Source organism: Hydrogenophaga sp. ANAO-22 (genome assembly GCF_042466645.1).
Taxonomy (GTDB): domain Bacteria; phylum Pseudomonadota; class Gammaproteobacteria; order Burkholderiales; family Burkholderiaceae_C; genus Hydrogenophaga.
In genome coordinates, this window is the sequence record NZ_CP159956.1 from 5,619,262 (window position 1) to 5,636,192 (window position 16,931).

The 16,931-nt window shown below is 66.7% G+C and carries 14 protein-coding genes; 13 read left to right on the plus strand and 1 reads right to left on the minus strand.

The window, feature by feature from the left end; all coding sequences use genetic code 11:
• Positions 1 to 58: 58 nt before the first annotated feature.
• Positions 59 to 856 carry an enoyl-ACP reductase FabI gene (fabI, locus tag ABSY19_RS27325; RefSeq protein ID WP_291115724.1) on the minus strand — a complete coding sequence of 266 codons (798 nt, stop codon included), beginning with the start codon at positions 854 to 856 and terminating at the stop codon, positions 59 to 61.
• A gap of 38 nt (positions 857 to 894) precedes the next feature.
• Here fabI and ABSY19_RS27330 point away from each other — a divergent pair, with 38 nt between their 5' ends.
• The 13 genes from ABSY19_RS27330 (at position 895) to ABSY19_RS27390 (ending at position 16,917) form a co-directional block, all read left to right on the plus strand.
• Positions 895 to 2,730: an extracellular solute-binding protein gene (locus ABSY19_RS27330; protein WP_382157555.1), complete on the plus strand. Its 1,836-nt coding sequence runs from the start codon at positions 895 to 897 to the stop codon at positions 2,728 to 2,730.
• Between the two features lie 16 nt (positions 2,731 to 2,746).
• The gene (locus ABSY19_RS27335) at positions 2,747 to 3,778 is read left to right on the plus strand and encodes a microcin C ABC transporter permease YejB (protein WP_382157557.1); all 1,032 of its coding nucleotides are present in this window, start codon (positions 2,747 to 2,749) and stop codon (positions 3,776 to 3,778) included.
• Positions 3,778 to 4,812, plus strand: coding sequence for an ABC transporter permease (locus ABSY19_RS27340; protein WP_382157559.1), 1,035 nt, complete (start codon positions 3,778 to 3,780; stop codon positions 4,810 to 4,812). The genes ABSY19_RS27335 and ABSY19_RS27340 overlap by 1 nt, the downstream gene beginning before the upstream one ends.
• A complete protein-coding gene (locus ABSY19_RS27345; RefSeq protein ID WP_382157561.1) occupies positions 4,809 to 6,416 on the plus strand; it encodes an ABC transporter ATP-binding protein in 1,608 nt (535 codons plus the stop codon). Before ABSY19_RS27340 ends, ABSY19_RS27345 begins: the two co-directional genes overlap by 4 nt.
• Positions 6,417 to 6,493: 77 nt before the next feature.
• On the plus strand, positions 6,494 to 7,237 hold the full coding sequence (locus ABSY19_RS27350) for a DUF2189 domain-containing protein (protein ID WP_382157563.1): 744 nt from the start codon (positions 6,494 to 6,496) through the stop codon (positions 7,235 to 7,237).
• Positions 7,238 to 7,240: 3 nt separating this feature from the next.
• The gene (locus ABSY19_RS27355; RefSeq protein WP_291115707.1) at positions 7,241 to 7,462 is read left to right on the plus strand and encodes a DUF2788 domain-containing protein; all 222 of its coding nucleotides are present in this window, start codon (positions 7,241 to 7,243) and stop codon (positions 7,460 to 7,462) included.
• A gap of 147 nt (positions 7,463 to 7,609) precedes the next feature.
• On the plus strand, positions 7,610 to 8,209 hold the full coding sequence (gene rimP, locus ABSY19_RS27360; protein ID WP_291115704.1) for a ribosome maturation factor RimP: 600 nt from the start codon (positions 7,610 to 7,612) through the stop codon (positions 8,207 to 8,209).
• A 51-nt stretch (positions 8,210 to 8,260) separates the two neighbouring features.
• On the plus strand, positions 8,261 to 9,760 hold the full coding sequence (gene nusA, locus ABSY19_RS27365; RefSeq protein WP_382157565.1) for a transcription termination factor NusA: 1,500 nt from the start codon (positions 8,261 to 8,263) through the stop codon (positions 9,758 to 9,760).
• A gap of 31 nt (positions 9,761 to 9,791) precedes the next feature.
• The gene (gene infB, locus ABSY19_RS27370; RefSeq protein WP_382157567.1) at positions 9,792 to 12,659 is read left to right on the plus strand and encodes a translation initiation factor IF-2; all 2,868 of its coding nucleotides are present in this window, start codon (positions 9,792 to 9,794) and stop codon (positions 12,657 to 12,659) included.
• Positions 12,660 to 12,662: 3 nt separating this feature from the next.
• Positions 12,663 to 13,034, plus strand: coding sequence for a 30S ribosome-binding factor RbfA (gene rbfA, locus ABSY19_RS27375; protein WP_291115695.1), 372 nt, complete (start codon positions 12,663 to 12,665; stop codon positions 13,032 to 13,034).
• Between the two features lie 2 nt (positions 13,035 to 13,036).
• Complete coding sequence (gene truB / locus ABSY19_RS27380; RefSeq protein WP_382157570.1) at positions 13,037 to 14,032, plus strand: tRNA pseudouridine(55) synthase TruB; 996 nt, start codon at positions 13,037 to 13,039, stop codon at positions 14,030 to 14,032.
• A complete protein-coding gene (gene typA / locus ABSY19_RS27385) occupies positions 14,029 to 15,855 on the plus strand; it encodes a translational GTPase TypA (protein WP_382157572.1) in 1,827 nt (608 codons plus the stop codon). The genes truB and typA overlap by 4 nt, the downstream gene beginning before the upstream one ends.
• A gap of 54 nt (positions 15,856 to 15,909) precedes the next feature.
• Positions 15,910 to 16,917, plus strand: a complete 1,008-nt coding sequence (locus ABSY19_RS27390) for a DMT family transporter (RefSeq protein ID WP_382157574.1) — start codon at positions 15,910 to 15,912, stop codon at positions 16,915 to 16,917.
• Positions 16,918 to 16,931 lie beyond the last annotated feature (14 nt).

Here is a 16,931-nt window from a genome sequence, read left to right on the forward strand (position 1 = left end):
CGGGCTTCCGTGCCGCGAGGCGCCCCGGCCACGTCAGTGGCGCGGGGCGTTTTCCATTTCAGAGCATGGCCTGGCTGTCGCGGCTTACGCCCGTGGTCTGGGCGTAGCCACCGTCCACGTAGGTGATCTCGGCCGACACGCCCGAGGCGAGGTCGGAGAGCAGGAACGCGGCCACGTTGCCCACTTCCTCGATGGTGATGTTGCGGCGGATCGGCGCGGCGGAGGCCACCAGGTTGAGCAGTTTGCCGAAGTCCTTGATGCCGCTGGCCGCCAGCGTCTTGATCGGGCCGGCGCTGATGCCGTTGACGCGCATGCCCTTGGGGCCGAGCGATTCGGCGAGGTAGCGCACCGATGCTTCCAGACTGGCCTTGGCCAGGCCCATGGTGTTGTAGTTGGGCACCGCGCGGATCGCGCCCATGTAGCTCAGCGTGAGCAGCGAGGCCTTGTCGTTCAGGTAGGGCAGGGCCGCCTTGGCCATGCCGGGGAAGCTGTAGGCGCTGATGTCGTGCGCGATGCGAAAGGCCTCGCGCGAGAGGCCTTCGAGGAAGTCGCCGGTGATGGCCTCGCGCGGGGCGAAGCCGATGCTGTGCACGAAGCCGTCGAACTTGGGCCAGGCCTGCGACAGGTCGGCGAACATCTTGTCGATCTGGGCGTCGTCGCTCACGTCGCAGTCGAAGATGAGCTTGGAATCGAAGTCGGCCGCGAACTCGGTGATGCGGTCCTTGAAGCGGTCACCGACGTAGCTGAACGCCAGCTCGGCGCCTTGTTGGTGGCAGGCCTTGGCAATGCCGTAGGCGATGGATCGGTTGGACAGCACGCCCGTGATCAGCAGTTTCTTGCCAGCGAGAAAACCCATTTTTCAGTCTCCAGAGAAAAATCCTTCAGAATTGTCTCATGCGTCGTTCCGCCCCTTGCCTCCACAGCCGTCTCGCGACGCTGTGCGCGGCCGTGGCCCTGGTGGCGTGGAGCCCGGCCAGTTGGGCGGCCCATGGCTATGCGCTGTGGGGCGACCTGAAGTACCCGGCGGGTTTCACGAACTTCGACTACGTGAACCCGAACGCGCCGCAGGGTGGCGAGCTGCGGCTGGTGAGCAACCAGCGGGTGTCCACCTTCGACAAGTACAACCCGTTCACCATCCGGGGTTCGGCACCGGCCTACCTCGCCGCCTTGGTGTTCGACACCTTGCTCATACCCTCGCTGGACGAGACTGCGTCGGCCTACGGGCTGCTCGCCAGCGATGTCGCGGTGGCGGACGACGGCCTGTCGGCCACGTTCAAGCTGCGTGCCGAGGCGCGCTTTCACAACGGCGACCCCGTGCTGGCCGCCGACGTGCGCCACAGCTACGACACGCTGATGAGCCCGCAGACCATGCCGGCCTACAAGACGCTGCTGGAGGAGGTGGCGGGGCTGGACGTGATCGACGAACGCACGGTGCGCTTCCGCTTCAAGCGGCCGAACCGCGAACTGCCGCTGACGGTGGGCACCATTCCCGTCTTCAGCCGCAAGTGGGGCGTGGTGGACGGCAAGCCCAAGCCGTTCGATCAGGTGGTCATGGACGTGCCGATCGGCAGCGGGCGCTACAAGATCGGCCCCGTGGTGTTCGGGCGCGACATCACCTACGTGCGCGACCCGAACTACTGGGCCCGCGATCTCAACGTCAAGCGCGGCACGGACAACTTCGACCGCATCACGGTCAAGATCTACAAGGACAACACGGCTCGCCTCGAGGGCTTCAAGGCCGGCGAATACGACCTGCTGCAGGTGTTTTCCGCGGGAGACTGGGCCCGCCGCGTGAATGGGCGCCGCTTTGACAGCGGTGAGCTGGTCAAGGGCGAATTCGCCCATCGGCTGCCCTCGGGTTTCCAGAGCTACGTGCTCAACACGCGCAACCCCAAGCTGGCCGATGTGCGGGTGCGCGAGGCGCTGGGCCTGGCCATTGACTACGAGTGGATGAACCGCCAGATGTTCTACAGCTCGTACCACCGTGTGAATGGCTTGTTCGGCAACACCGATTGCGAAACCACGGGCCTGCCCACGGCGGAGGAACTGGCGCTGCTGGAGCCCTGGCGCGGCAAGGTGCCTGACGCGGTCTTCGGCCCCATGACCGTGCCCCCGCGCACCGATGGGGACTCTTCGCTGCGGGCGAACCTGCGCAAGGCCCGCACCCTCCTGAGCGAGGCGGGCTGGGAGGTGCGCGACGGCGCGCTGCGCAATGCCAAGGGCGAGCCCATGGTGCTCGAGTACCTGGACAGCCGCGAGGGCGGCGTGCGAACCGTCGGCCCGTGGATCCGCAACCTGGAGAAATTGGGCATTCGCCTGAACTTCCGTTCCGTGGACTACGCCCTCTACCAGCAACGGGTCGATCGTTTCGAGTACGAGATGATTTCGATCGCCTTTCCCGGCACCAACAACCCGGGGCAGGAGTACGTCGAGATCTTCGGCAGCAAGGCGGCGGACATGCCGAGTTCGGGCAATTTCGCGGGCGTCAAGAGCCCGGCGGTCGATGCCCTGTTGCGCCGCATGACCAGTTCCCGGACCAAGGCCGAGCTGCTGCCGGCCTGCCACGCGCTGGAGCGCGTGATCGCGCACAGCCACTACCTGATCCCGCAATGGACGGTCAACGAACACCGCATGGCCTACAACGCCGCGCGGCTGGACAAGCCGGCCAGCATGCCGCCCTACACCCAGGCCGAGACCTGGGCCATCAGCACCTGGTGGGCCAGAAAATGACCTGCCGCTGACGCCTATGTTGTCTTACATCCTCAAACGCCTGCTGCTCATGCTGCCCACGTTGTTCGGCGTGCTGCTGCTGACGTTTGTGGTGATCCAGTTCGTGCCCGGTGGCCCGGTGGAGCAGTACCTGGCCGACGCGCGCGCGGCGGGCGGGCCCGGCGGCGCGGAGGGCAGCGGCATGACCTACCGGGGCGCGCAGGGCGTGGACCCGCAGCGCCTGGAGCAGATCAAGGCGCTCTACGGTTTCGACAAACCCGCGCACACGCGGTTCGTCGAGATGCTGGGCCGTTTCGCGCGCTTCGACCTGGGCAACAGCTTCTTCCAGAACAAGCCGGTGAGCCAGCTCATTGCCGAGAAGCTGCCGGTGTCCATCAGCCTGGGTTTGTGGACCTTTCTCATCAGCTACGGCGTGGCCGTGCCGCTGGGCGTGGCCAAGGCCGTGCGGGCCGGCACGCGCTTCGATCTGGTCAGCACCTTGCTCGTGCTCGTGGGCTATGCCATTCCGGGCTTCGTGCTGGGCGTCGCGCTGCTGGTGATCTTCGGCGGGCAGCTGCAGTGGTTCCCGCTGCGTGGGCTTACCTCCGCCAACTGGGAGGAATTGAGCTGGGGCGCGCGCATCATCGACTACCTCTGGCACATCACGCTGCCCGTCACGGCCATGGTGCTGGGCAGCTTCGCGGTCACGTCCATGCTGACCAAGAACGCCTTCCTGGAGGAGATCCGCAAGCAGTACGTGATGACGGCGCTGGCCAAGGGGCTGTCGGAGCGGCAGGTGCTGTGGAAACACGTGTTCCGCAACGCGCTCATCCCCATCGTCACCGGTTTTCCGGCGGCCTTCATCGGCGCCTTCTTCACGGGGGCGCTGCTCATTGAAACCCTGTTCTCGCTGGATGGCCTGGGTCTGCTGAGCTACGAGAGCGTGATCCGGCGCGACTACCCGGTCGTCATGGGCACGCTGTTCCTGTTCACCCTGATCGGACTGGTCACCAAGCTGATCTCCGACCTTTGCTACGTGTGGGTGGACCCCCGCGTGAAGTTCGACTGATGGCCACGGTGTCCATGAGCCCCAGCCGGCGCGCCTGGCTGCGCTTCAAGCGCAACCGGCTCGGCTACTGGAGCCTGGTGATTTTCTGTGCGCTGGTGGTGGCCAGCCTCTTCGCCGAGGTGCTGTCCAACGACCGGCCGCTGATCGTGCGCTACGAGGGCAAGACCTATTTCCCGGTGGTGCAGGACCATGCGGAGACCGTCTTCGGGGGCGACTTCGAGACACCCACCGACTACCTCGACCCCTTCATCCGCGAGCAGATCACCCGGGGCGACAACTGGGCCCTCTACGCACCCAACCCCTATGGTGCGCAGACCATCAACTACTTCGCCAAATCGCCCAATCCGTCGGCGCCCACGTGGGACAACTGGCTGGGCACCGACGACCGGGGGCGCGACCTGCTGGCGCAGCTGATCTACGGCTTTCGCGTGAGCGTGCTGTTCGCGCTGGCGCTCACCGCCATCGGCGTGGTGCTGGGCGTCATCACCGGCGCGATCCAGGGCTTCTTTGGCGGCAAGACCGACCTGGCCTTCCAGCGCTTCATCGAGATCTGGAGCTCCATGCCGGAGCTGTACCTGCTCATCATCTTCTCGGCCGTGTTCTCGCCCAGCCTGGGCTTGCTGCTGATCCTGCTCAGCCTGTTCGGCTGGATGGGCCTGTCCGACTACGTGCGCGCCGAATTCCTGCGCAACCGCCAGCTCGACTACGTGCGCGCGGCCCGCGCCATGGGCCTGTCGAACGGGCAGATCATCTGGCGCCACGTGCTGCCCAACAGCCTGACGCCCGTGGTCACCTTCCTGCCGTTCCGCATGAGCGCGGCCATCCTGGCGCTGACCTCGCTGGACTTCCTCGGCCTGGGGGTGCCGCCGGGCACGCCATCGCTGGGCGAGTTGCTCAGCCAGGGCAAGAACAGCATCGACGCCTGGTGGATTTCCCTTTCCACGTTCGCCGTGCTGGTGATCACACTGCTGCTGCTCACCTTCATGGGCGATGCGCTGCGCGACGCGCTGGACCCCAGAAAGGCCGACAAATGACGGCGCCCATGCTGCTCGAAGTCAGGGATCTGCGCGTGGCGTTCGCCGGCCAGGAGGTCGTGCATGGCGTCGATTTCTCGATCCGGGCCGGCGAGAAGCTCGCGCTGGTGGGCGAATCGGGTTCGGGCAAGACGGTGTCGGCGCTCTCGCTGCTGCGACTGGTGCACAACGCGGACGTGTCCGGCCGTGCGCTGCTGCAGGGCAAGGACCTGCTCGCCATGACCGAGCGCCAGCTGCGCGGCGTTCGGGGCGACGAGGTGGCGGTCGTGTTCCAGGAGCCCATGAGCGCGCTCAACCCGCTCTACACCGTGGGCGATCAGATCCGCGAGGTGCTGCAGCTCAAGAAGGGCCTCACGCTCCGCCAGGCGGTGGTGGCGTCCCACGAGCTGCTGGCCTCCACCGGCATTCCCGAGCCGGCGCGCCGCGCCAACGCCTTCCCGCACCAGCTCAGCGGCGGCCAGCGACAGCGCGCCATGATCGCCATGGCCCTGGCCAGCGCGCCCAAGCTGCTGTTGGCCGACGAACCCACCACCGCGCTGGACGTGACCCTGCGCGTGCAGATCCTCGACCTGCTCGCGGACCTGCAGCGGCAGCACGGCATGGCGGTGCTGCTGATCACGCACGACCTGAACCTCGTGCGCCGCTTCGCCGACCGCGTGGCCGTGATGGAACGTGGCCACCTGGTGGAGCAGGGCGGGGTGGGCGACGTGTTCGCCGCGCCCGAACACCCCTACACGCGCAAGCTGCTGGCCAGCAAGCCCGAGCGCGACGTGGCCGAGCCGGTGGTGCGGGCCGATGCGGCGCCTGTGTTGAAGTCCCAGCGTCTGCGCGTGAGCTATCCCGTGCGGCTGCCAGGTTTCAAGGGGTGGTTCAGAAAGGGCGAGTTCGTGGCGGTGCACGGCGCCGACATGGTGATCGCCCCGGGGCAGACGCTGGGTGTGATCGGCGAGTCCGGCTCGGGCAAGTCCACCCTGGCGCTGGCCGCGCTCGGCTTGCTGCCGCACCAGGGCAGCCTGCAGATCGATGGCACCGACTGGGCGCAGGCGAAAAAGGCCGGCCGGGACCGCGCCCTGCGCCAGCGCATCCAGGTGGTGTTCCAGGACCCGTTTTCCTCGCTCTCGCCGCGCCTGACCGTCGAGCAGATCGTGGGCGAGGGTCTGCAGGTGCACCAGGCAGGGCTGTCGGTGGCGCAGCGGCGCGAGCGGGTGGTGACCGCGCTGGCCGACGTGGGGCTGGTTGACGACCCCGAGCACGGCAGCGACTGGCTGCAGCGGTACCCGCACGAGTTCTCGGGCGGTCAGCGGCAGCGGCTGGCGATCGCCCGCGCCTTGATCGTCGATCCGCAACTGCTGGTGCTCGACGAGCCCACCAGCGCACTCGACGTGACGGTGCAGAAGCAGGTGCTGTCGCTGCTGCAGCGCCTGCAGCGAGAGCGGGGCCTGAGCTACCTGCTGATCACGCACGACGTGGACGTGATCCACGCCATGGCGCACGACGTGATGGTGATGAAGGACGGTGTGGTGGTGGAGCATGGGCCGGTGGACCGGGTCCTGCAGGCGCCCGAGCACCCCTACACGCGCGCGCTGGTGCAGGCCGCCGCCTGAACCCACACCGTTCTTGATCTGCGTCAGCCGCTGGCGCGGGTGCTGAGGCTATAACGCGCTCAATGGATGTGGATCGCATGCCTTCGTCGCCAGTCACGCTGACTTCGCCCGCGCGCTGGGTGGCGGCGGGCTGGGCCGACCTCTGTCGCAACCCCGTGCCGGGTCTGGTGCATGGCCTGCTGGTCACCGCCTTCGGCGCCTGGCTGCTGTGGATCGCGCGCGATCGCTTCTGGCTGCTGGCCGGCGCCTTCTCGGGTTTTCTCATCGTCGCGCCCATTCTGGCCACCGGCCTGTACGCGGTCAGCCGGGGGCTGGAACGCGGGCAGCGCATCGGCATGGCCGAGGTGTGGGCGCTCTGGCGCTCGGGCGACGCCCGGCTGGTGCGCTTTGGTCTGCTGCTGGGGCTGGCGGGCACCGGCTGGGTGCTGACTTCGGCGGCGCTGATCACCCTGTGGTCGCCCGTGCCCATTCACAAGCCGGTGGATTTTCTGCGCCACGTGGTGCTGGTGCGCGAGATCGGCCTGTTCGAGGTCTGGCTGCTGCTGGGCGCGTTGCTGGCCGCCCCGGTTTTCGCGTCCACCCTGGTGGCGCTGCCCATGCTGGTGGATCGGCCGGTGGCGGTGAGCGCGGCGGTGTTCCGCAGCTGGCGCGCCGTGGCCAGCCACCCGGGCCCGGCCACGCTGTGGGCGGTGTGCATCGCGCTGCTCGCCGGCCTGGGCATGGCGTCGGGCCTGCTGGGCCTGATCGTGCTCATTCCGCTGATGGGCCACGCCAGCTGGCACGCCTACCGCGATCTGACCGCCGGGGACGGGCAGGGCTGAGCGATGGAAGCCACCGTCCTGGGCTTCACCGAGGGCCAGATCGCGCAGTTCGGGCTGACCTTCGGTGTCGGCGCCTTCATCCTCTACATGCTCTTCATCGTGCTCAACCTCGCGCGCGAGTCCAAGGCGGGGAAATTTGGTACTTTTGTCCTCTTCCTGGTGCTTTCTTTCGGCATGTTGGGCTTTCTGGCCAAGAACCTCATCCAATGGGTGCTGGGCATCTGAGCGAGGTTGCCAGATAGCGCACAGAAGCGTTACAATGCTGGCTTCACGACCAAATGGGCGGGTAACTACCGGCCCATTTTTTTTGGCCGAACGCTTTTGGCCCCACGGACCGCCGGGGGGGCGAACCCTGGGCAGACACCACACGCAATGGCTTGGCAAGACACCGTAGAGCAGACCGTCACCGGACTGGGCTTTGACCTGGTGGAACTCGAACGCTCCGCTGGCGGTCTGTTGCGCGTGACGATCGACTGGCCCTGGCAGGCGCCCGTGGAGGGGCAGCCGATGCCCGCCGAGCGCTTTGTGACGGTGGAAGATTGCGAGAAGGTCACGCGCCAGCTGCAGTACCTGCTGGAAGTGGAAGGTCTGGAGTACCGGCGCCTCGAAGTGGGCTCGCCGGGCATCGATCGCCCGCTCAAGCGCGAGATCGATTACGTGCGGTTTGAAGGCCACGTGGTGGACCTGACCCTGAAGGCGCCGATCGGCGCCACGGGGACCGATGTGGCGGCGAACCGCAAGAAATTTCGCGGCACGCTCGAACGTGCCGACGACGGTGTGCAGTGGCAGGTGGTCTGGAGCGATGCGCCCGAACCCAAGCCGGGGCAGCGCGTGAGCAAGAAGCGCGCGCCCGTGCCGCTGCAGGCCCTGGCTTTTGCGCTGGCGGATGTCCAGCAGGCGCGGCTCGCGCCGATCGTGAATTTCAAGGGCCGGCAGGCCCCTGGCGCGGCCGCTGCGCCGGGCGATGAATGAGAGAAAACGTTGTGATTACGGAAAAGCTATTCGGAAAGGTGGGCGAGTGAAATGAACCGCGAAATGTTGATGCTGATCGATGCGATCTCCCGCGAGAAGAACGTCGAGCGCGACGTGGTGCTCGGCGCCGTGGAGCTCGCACTGGCCTCGGCCACCAAGAAACTCTACAAAGGCGATGTCGACATCCGCGTCGCGATGGACCCGGACACCGGTGCCTACGAAACCTTCCGCCGCTGGCTGGTCGTGCCCGATGAGGCCGGCCTGCAGAACCCGGATGCCGAAGAAATGCTCAGCGATGCGCGCGATGAACTCGCCGACATCGAGGAGGGTGACTACATCGAGAAGCCGGTGGAAAGCGTGCCGATCGGCCGCATCGGCGCGATGGCCGCCAAGCAGGTGATCCTGCAGAAGATCCGCGACGCCGAGCGCGAGATGCTGCTCAACGACTTCATGTCGCGCGGCGACAAGATCTTCGTGGGCACCGTCAAGCGCATGGACAAGGGCGACCTGATCGTCGAGAGCGGCCGGGTTGAAGGCCGCCTCAAGCGCGGCGAGATGATCCCCAAGGAAAACTTCCGCACCGGCGACCGCGTGCGCGCCATGATCATGGAAGTGGACCTGACGCTGCGCGGCGCGCCCATCCTGCTGTCGCGCTCGGCCCCGTCCTTCATGATCGAGCTCTTCCGCCAGGAAGTGCCCGAGATCGAGCAAGGCCTGCTGGAGATCAAGACCTGCGCCCGCGACCCGGGTTCGCGCGCCAAGATCGCCGTGCACAGCTTCGACAAGCGCATCGACCCCATCGGCACCTGCGTCGGTGTGCGCGGTTCGCGCGTCAACGGCGTGACCAACGAACTCGCCGGCGAGCGCGTGGACATCGTGCTGTGGTCGGAAGACCCGGCGCAGTTCGTGATCGGCGCGCTGGCCCCGGCCAACGTGGTCTCCATCGTGGTGGACGAAGAGCGCCACGCGATGGACGTGGTGGTTGACGAGGAAAACCTCGCGATCGCGATCGGCCGTGGCGGCCAGAACGTGCGCCTGGCTTCGGAACTGACCGGCTGGCGCATCAACATCATGACCGCCGACGAATCGGCGCAGAAGCAGGCCGAAGAGGCCGACGGCATCCGCAAGGTGTTCATGGCCAAGCTGGACGTGGACCAGGAAATTGCCGACATCCTGATCGAGGAAGGTTTCACCAGCCTCGAGGAAGTGGCCTACGTGCCGCTGCAGGAAATGCTTGAGATCGAATCTTTCGACGAAGACACCGTCAACGAGTTGCGCACGCGCGCCAAGGACGCCCTGCTGACGATGGAAATCGCGCGGGAAGAAAGCGTCGAGGAAGTCTCGCAGGACCTGCGCGACCTCGAAGGCGTGACGCCCGAGCTGATCGCCAAGTTGGCCGACGCCGGTGTTCACACCCGCGACGAGCTGGCCGACCTGGCCACCGACGAACTCACCGACATCACCGCACAGACGCCTGAAGAGGCCACGGCGCTGATCATGCTGGCACGCGCGCACTGGTTCACCGGTGACGAAGCGCAATCCACGAACTGACCAGCGGAGGCCCCAGCGGAGAAAAGAACCCATGACCAGTACCACCGTCGCCGAATTGGCTGCCGAGCTGAACAAGCCCACTTCCGTCCTGCTGGAGCAACTCACAGCAGCCGGAGTGCCCAAGACTTCCGGGACCGATGCGGTCACCGAATCCGACAAGCAGTCGCTGCTCGGCCACCTCAAGGCCAGCCACGGCACGGCGGGCGGTGAACGCAAGAAGATCACCCTCGTCAAGAAATCGACCTCCGAGATCAAGCAGGCCGATGCGACCGGGCGCGCCCGCACCATCCAGGTGGAAGTGCGCAAGAAGCGCACCTTCATCAAGCGCGACGACGAGGTCGCGGTGCCCGAGGCCGTGGCCGAAGCCGCGCCGGCCGCACCCGCGATCGACACCGAGGAACTGGCCCGGCGCGAGGAAGACGCGCGCCGCCAGGCCGAGTTGCTGCGCCGCCAGGAAGAAGAACTGACGCAGAAGCGCCAGGCCCGCGAGGCCGAGGAAGCCCGCCAGGCCAAGGCCGAGCAGGAGCGTGCCGCCGCGGCCGAGGCCGCTGAGGCGGCCGCGCGCGTCGCCGCCGAGGCCGCCGCACCGGTGTCGGTGGACGAGGCTGCCGCCGCCAAGGCGAGCAAGGACGCCCAGGCCAAGACGGCTTCGCTGGAGCGCGAGTCCGCTGCCCGCGTGCTGGCCGACAAGAACGCCGAGGCCAAGAAGGCCGAGGAACTGCGCGCGCAGGACTTGCTGGAGCGCCGCCGCAAGGCCGAGGCCGAAGCCGCGAACATCCGCGCGATGATGTCCGCTCCCGCCAGGACCCTGGTGGCCAAGAAGCCGGAGCCGGCGCCTGTCGCCGACCCGAAGGCGGGCATCAAGGGCACGCTGCACAAGCCAGCCGGCACGCCGGGCAAGGCACCCGCCACGGCCGGCGCCACGGCGGCCGCTCCGGGCGGCGCCGCGGGCAAGAAGGAAGTCAAGTCCGAAAACCTGTCCTCCACCTGGAAGGACGACGCGGCCAAGAAGAAGGAAATCAAGACCCGTGGCGACACCAGCGCCGGGCGTTCCAACTGGCGTGGCGGCCCGCGTGGCCGCCGCAACGACCGCGATTCGCGCGATGCCGGCCAGAGCAGCTTCGTGGCACCGACCGAGTTCAAGGTGATCGAAGTGCACGTGCCCGAGACCATCACCGTGGCCGAACTCGCGCACAAGATGAGCCTGAAGTCGTCCGAGGTCATCAAGCAACTGATGAAGCTGGGCCAGATGGTCACCATCAACCAGCCGCTGGACCAGGACACCGCCATGATCGTGGTGGAGGAACTGGGCCACAAGGCCATCGTGGCCGCGCTGGACGACCCCGAGGCCTTCACCGACGAGGAAGCCGCGCAACAGGACGCCGAGGCATTGCCTCGCGCGCCGGTGGTCACCGTCATGGGTCACGTCGACCACGGCAAGACCTCGCTGCTCGACTACATCCGCCGTGCCAAGGTGGCCGCGGGCGAAGCCGGCGGCATCACGCAGCACATTGGTGCGTACCACGTGGAAACCGAGCGCGGCATGATCTCGTTCCTCGACACCCCGGGTCACGAGGCGTTCACCGCCATGCGTGCCCGTGGTGCCCAGGCCACCGACATCGTGATCCTGGTCTGCGCGGCCGACGACGGCGTCATGCCGCAGACCAAGGAAGCCATCAAGCACGCGAAAGCGGCGGGTGTGCCGATGGTCGTGGCCTTGACCAAGATCGACAAGCCGGGCATCAACCTCGAGAAGGTGCGCTCGGAACTGATCGCCGAAGAAGTGGTGCCGGAAGAGTTTGGCGGTGACACCCCGTTCGTGGGCGTGTCGGCCAAGACCGGTGCTGGCGTGGACGCGCTGCTCGAACAGGTGCTGCTGCAGGCTGAAGTGCTGGAGCTCAAGGCGCCAGTGGACACCATGGCCAAGGGCCTGGTGATCGAAGCGCGCCTGGACAAGGGCCGCGGCGCCGTGGCCACGGTGCTGGTGCAGAGCGGCACGCTCAAGACCGGCGACGTGATCCTGGTCGGCCAGACCTCGGGCCGCGTGCGAGCCATGCTCGACGAGAACGGCAAGCCCATCAAGGCGGCCGGCCCGTCGATTCCGGTGGAAATCCAGGGCCTGTCCGAAGTGCCTCAGGCTGGCGACGACTTCATGGTGATGACCGACGAGCGCCGTGCGCGCGAAATCGCCACCTACCGCGCCGGCAAGTTCCGCAACACCAAGCTGGCCAAGCAACAGGCCGCCAAGCTGGAGAACATGTTCTCCGACATGACGGCGGGCGAGGTCAAGCTGCTGCCCATCATCGTCAAGGCCGATGTGCAGGGTTCGCAGGAAGCGCTGTCGGCCTCGCTGCTCAAGCTCTCGACCGAAGAGGTCAAGGTGCAGCTGGTGTTCGCCGGGGTCGGCGGCATCAGCGAATCGGACGTCAACCTGGCCATCGCCTCCAAGGCGGTGATCATCGGCTTCAACGTGCGTGCCGACGTGGGCGCGCGCAAGCTGGCCGAAGGCAACGACGTGGACCTGCGCTACTACAACATCATCTACGACGCCGTGGACGATCTGAAGGCGGCCATGTCCGGCATGCTGGCGCCCGAGAAGCGCGAAGAGGTCATCGGCTCGGCCGAGATCCGCACCGTGTTCGTGGCCTCCAAGATCGGCACGGTCGCAGGCTGTATGGTCACTTCCGGCATGGTCACCCGCAGCGCGCATTTCCGCCTGCTGCGCGACAACGTGGTGGTCTACACCGGCGAGATCGACACGCTCAAGCGCCTCAAGGACGATGTGCGCGAAGTCAAGGAAGGCTTCGAGTGCGGTATCAAGCTGAAGAACTACAACGACATCAAGGAAGGCGACCAGCTCGAATTCTTCGAAGTCAAGGAAGTGGCTCGCACGCTGTAAACCATGCCCCGCAAAGCATCATCCACCCCCAACCGCGGTTTCCGCGTGGCCGACCAGATCCAGCGGGATCTGGCCGAGCTGATCGCGCGCGAGCTCAAGGACCCGCGGGTGGGCATGGTCACGATCAATGCGGTGGAGGTCACGCCCGACTACGCGCACGCCAAGGTGTTCTTCAGCCTGTTGACCGGCAACCCCGATGAGACCCTGCAAGGCCTCAACGCGGCGGCCGGTTTCCTGCGCAATGGCCTGTTCAAGCGCCTGCACATCCACACCGTGCCGACGCTGCATTTCGTGTTCGACCGCACCACCGAGCGCGCGGCCGACATGAACGCCTTGATTTCCAAGGCCGTTTCTTCTCGTTCAAAGGAAGAATGAGCATGCACGCGCCACGCACACGGGTGCAGCGGCGCCCTGTGCATGGGGTGCTGCTGCTCGACAAACCGCTGGGTCTCTCCAGCAACCAGGCTTTGCAGAAGGCCAAGTGGTTGCTGCGCGCGGAAAAAGCGGGCCACACCGGCACGCTCGACCCGCTGGCCAGTGGGGTGTTGCCGCTGTGTTTCGGTGCCGCCACCAAATTCAGCCAGATCCACCTGGACGCGGACAAGACCTACGAGACCACCGTGCGCCTGGGTGTGAAGACCCGCACGGGCGATGCCGAGGGCGACGTCATCGAGTCGCGCGCGGTGACCTGCACGGTGGGGCAGGTGGTCGAGGTGCTCGACCGCTTCACCGGCCCCATTGCCCAGGTGCCGCCCATGCACAGTGCCTTGAAGAAGGACGGCAAGGCGCTCTACGAATACGCGCGGGACGGCGAGACGGTGGAGCGCGAAGCGCGCCACGTCGTCATCCACGACCTGGAGCTGCTGGACATGCAATTGCAGGGCGAGGCCCCGCAACTGCGCCTGCGGGTGCGCTGCAGCAAGGGCACCTACATCCGCACCTTGGGTGAAGACATTGGCGAAGCCCTGGGTTGCGGCGGCCACCTCATCGCGCTGCGGCGCACCGCCACCGGCCCGTTCGATGTCTCGCAATGCATCGCACTGGATGCGCTGGAAGCCTTGAGCGAAGAGGACCGGCTGGCGCGGCTGCTCCCGGTGCAGTCCCTGCTGGAAGGTCATGACCCTGTCACGCTCGGCGCCGACGATGCCGGGCGCTTTCTCAGCGGCGTGCGCCGCCGGGGCGGGTGGGCTGACAGCGCCCGCGTGGCGGTCTTCGGTCCCGTGCCCCACACGACTTCCGACCCATCCTCCCTCCCATCTTCCGTGCTGCTGGGCAGTGCCCACACCCAGGCCGGGGAGTTGATCCCGGGGCGACTGCTGAGCCCCTCCGAAATACAGCAAATCCTGGAAACCTCACCGGAACTCACATCATGAGCAAACAAATCCGCAACATCGCCATCATTGCCCACGTTGACCATGGCAAGACCACCATGGTGGACCAACTGCTGCGCCAGTCGGGCACCTTCGCCGAGCACGAGAAGGTGGTCGACACGGTGATGGACAACAACGCCATCGAGCGCGAGCGCGGCATCACCATCCTGGCCAAGAACTGCGCGGTGAGCTGGGAAGGCACGCACATCAACATCGTCGACACCCCCGGCCACGCGGACTTTGGTGGTGAGGTGGAGCGCGCCCTGTCCATGGTGGACGGTGTGGTGCTGCTGATCGACGCGCAGGAAGGCCCGATGCCGCAGACGCGCTTCGTGACCAAGAAGGCGCTGGCGCTGGGCCTCAAGCCCATCGTGGTGGTCAACAAGGTGGACAAGCCGGGCGCCAATCCCGACAAGGTGATCAACGCCGCCTTCGACCTGTTCGACAAGCTGGGCGCCAACGACGAGCAGCTCGACTTCCCCGTGGTCTACGCCTCGGGCATCAACGGCTGGACCTCGCTGGTCGAGGGCGCGCCCGGCGAGCAGTGGGGCCCGGACATGTCGGCCCTGTTCAACACCGTGCTCAAGCACGTGCCGTCGCAGAAGGGTGACCCGAGCGCACCGCTGCAGCTGCAGATTTCCGCACTCGACTTCTCGACCTTCGTGGGCCGCATCGGCGTGGGCCGCGTCAGCGCCGGCATCGTCAAGCCCGGCATGGACGTGGCGGTGATGGAAGGCCCCGATGGCAAGACCATCAAGGGCCGCGTCAACCAGGTGCTGACCTTCCAGGGTCTGGACCGCGTGCAGGTGACCGAAGCCGGCCCGGGCGACATCGTGCTGATCAACGGCATTGCCGACATCGGCATCGGCGTGACCATCACCGACCCGCTCAACCCGGCGCCGCTGCCCATGCTCAAGATCGATGAGCCGACGCTGACCATGAACTTCTGCGTCAACACCAGCCCGCTGGCCGGCCGCGAAGGCAAGTACGTGACCAGCCGCCAGGTCTGGGACCGCCTGCAGAAGGAACTGCAAAGCAACGTCGCGCTGCGCGTCAAGGAAACCAGCGAAGACGGCATTTTCGAAGTGATGGGCCGGGGCGAACTGCACCTGACCATCCTGCTGGAGAACATGCGCCGCGAAGGCTACGAACTGGCCGTGTCCAAGCCGCGCGTGGTGTTCCGCGAGATCAACGGCGAGCGCCACGAGCCGATCGAAATGGTGACGGCCGACATCGAAGAGCAGCACCAGGGCGGCGTGATGCAGGCCCTGGGCGAGCGCAAGGGCGAGCTGGTGAACATGGAACCCGATGGCCGCGGCCGCGTGCGCCTGGAGTACCGCATCCCGGCCCGTGGCCTGATCGGTTTCACCAACGAGTTCCTGAACCTGACGCGCGGTTCGGGCCTGATCGCCAACATCTTCGACGGCTACGAGCCGCACAAGGGCGACATCGCCAGCCGCAAGAACGGCGTGCTGATTTCCATGGACGACGGTGAAATCTTCACCTACGCCCTGGGCAAGCTGGACGACCGCGGCCGCATGTTCGTGCGCGCCGGCGACCCGGTGTACGAAGGCATGATCGTCGGCATCCACAACCGCGACAACGACCTGGTGGTGAACGCCACGCGCACCAAGCAGCTGACCAACTTCCGCGTCAGCGGCAAGGAAGACGCGATCAAGATCACGCCGCCCATCGAGTGCACGCTGGAGTACGGCGTGGAGTTCATCGAGGACGACGAGCTGGTGGAGATCACGCCCAAGAGCATCCGCCTGCGCAAGCGCCACCTGAAGGAGCACGACCGCAAGCGCGCCAGCCGCGAAGGCTGATCGCTCCGCACAGGCCGTTGTCTCCCGGGACGCGGCCTTTTTTACGAACAGACCATGCCCTTTCGTGCCCTCAGTCGCCTGACGCACACCCAGGCGGTGTTCATGATGATCGTGGTGACCCTGATGTGGTCGATCGCGGGGGTGGTCTCGCGCCAGCTCGAATCGGCGGCGCGCTTCGAGGTCACGTTCTGGCGCAGCGCCTTCACCACGCTGTCGCTGCTGGTGATCCTGCCCTGGTGGCGCGCCGCCGACCGCGCGGCGGGGCAGATCGCCGACGACCCCGGGCAGGGAATGCTCGAGCGCCATTGGGGCGTGCTGGCGGGCTCGAAGGCGTTCTGGGTCTCGGGCGTCTGCTGGAGCGTGATGTTCACCGCGTTCATGCTGGCGCTGACCTTCACCACCGTGGCCAACGTGCTCATCATCATGTCGGTGGGCCCGCTGTTCACCGCGCTGGTGGCGCGCGCGGTGCTCGGCCAGCGGCTCGCGCTGCGCACCTGGCTGGCCATCGTGGCGGCCGGCGCGGGCATCGTGTACATGTACGGCAGCCAATTCCTGCAAGCCTTCAGCGACCCCGCCACGCAGACCGGTGGCCTGGTGGCCGGCTCGCTGGCGGCACTGTGCGTGCCGGTGGCCGCTGCCATCAACTGGACCGTGGTGCAACGCGGCCAGACCCATGGCGAAAAGATCGACCTCGTGCCCTCGGTGCTGCTGGGTGGCCTCCTGTCCTCGCTGGCGACGCTGCCCCTGGCGCTGCCATTCGAGGCCACGGGCACCGACGTGGCCTGGCTGGCCCTGCTTGGCTTGGTGCAGCTGGCCATTCCCTGCGCGCTGGCCGTTGTGTGCGCCCGTTCGCTCAAGGCGCCCGAGGTGTCGTTGCTCGCGCTGCTGGAGGTGATCTTCGGCATCCTGCTGGCGTGGGCCGGCGCGGGCGAAGTGCCCGGCCCGGAGGTGCTGACCGGCGGCTCGCTGGTCATTGGCGCGCTGGTGCTCAACGAACTGCTTGGCTGGCGTTCGCGCGCTGGCACCCCGCGTATCCAGACGGTGGACAAACAGCCACAATGATCGACTGACCGGAA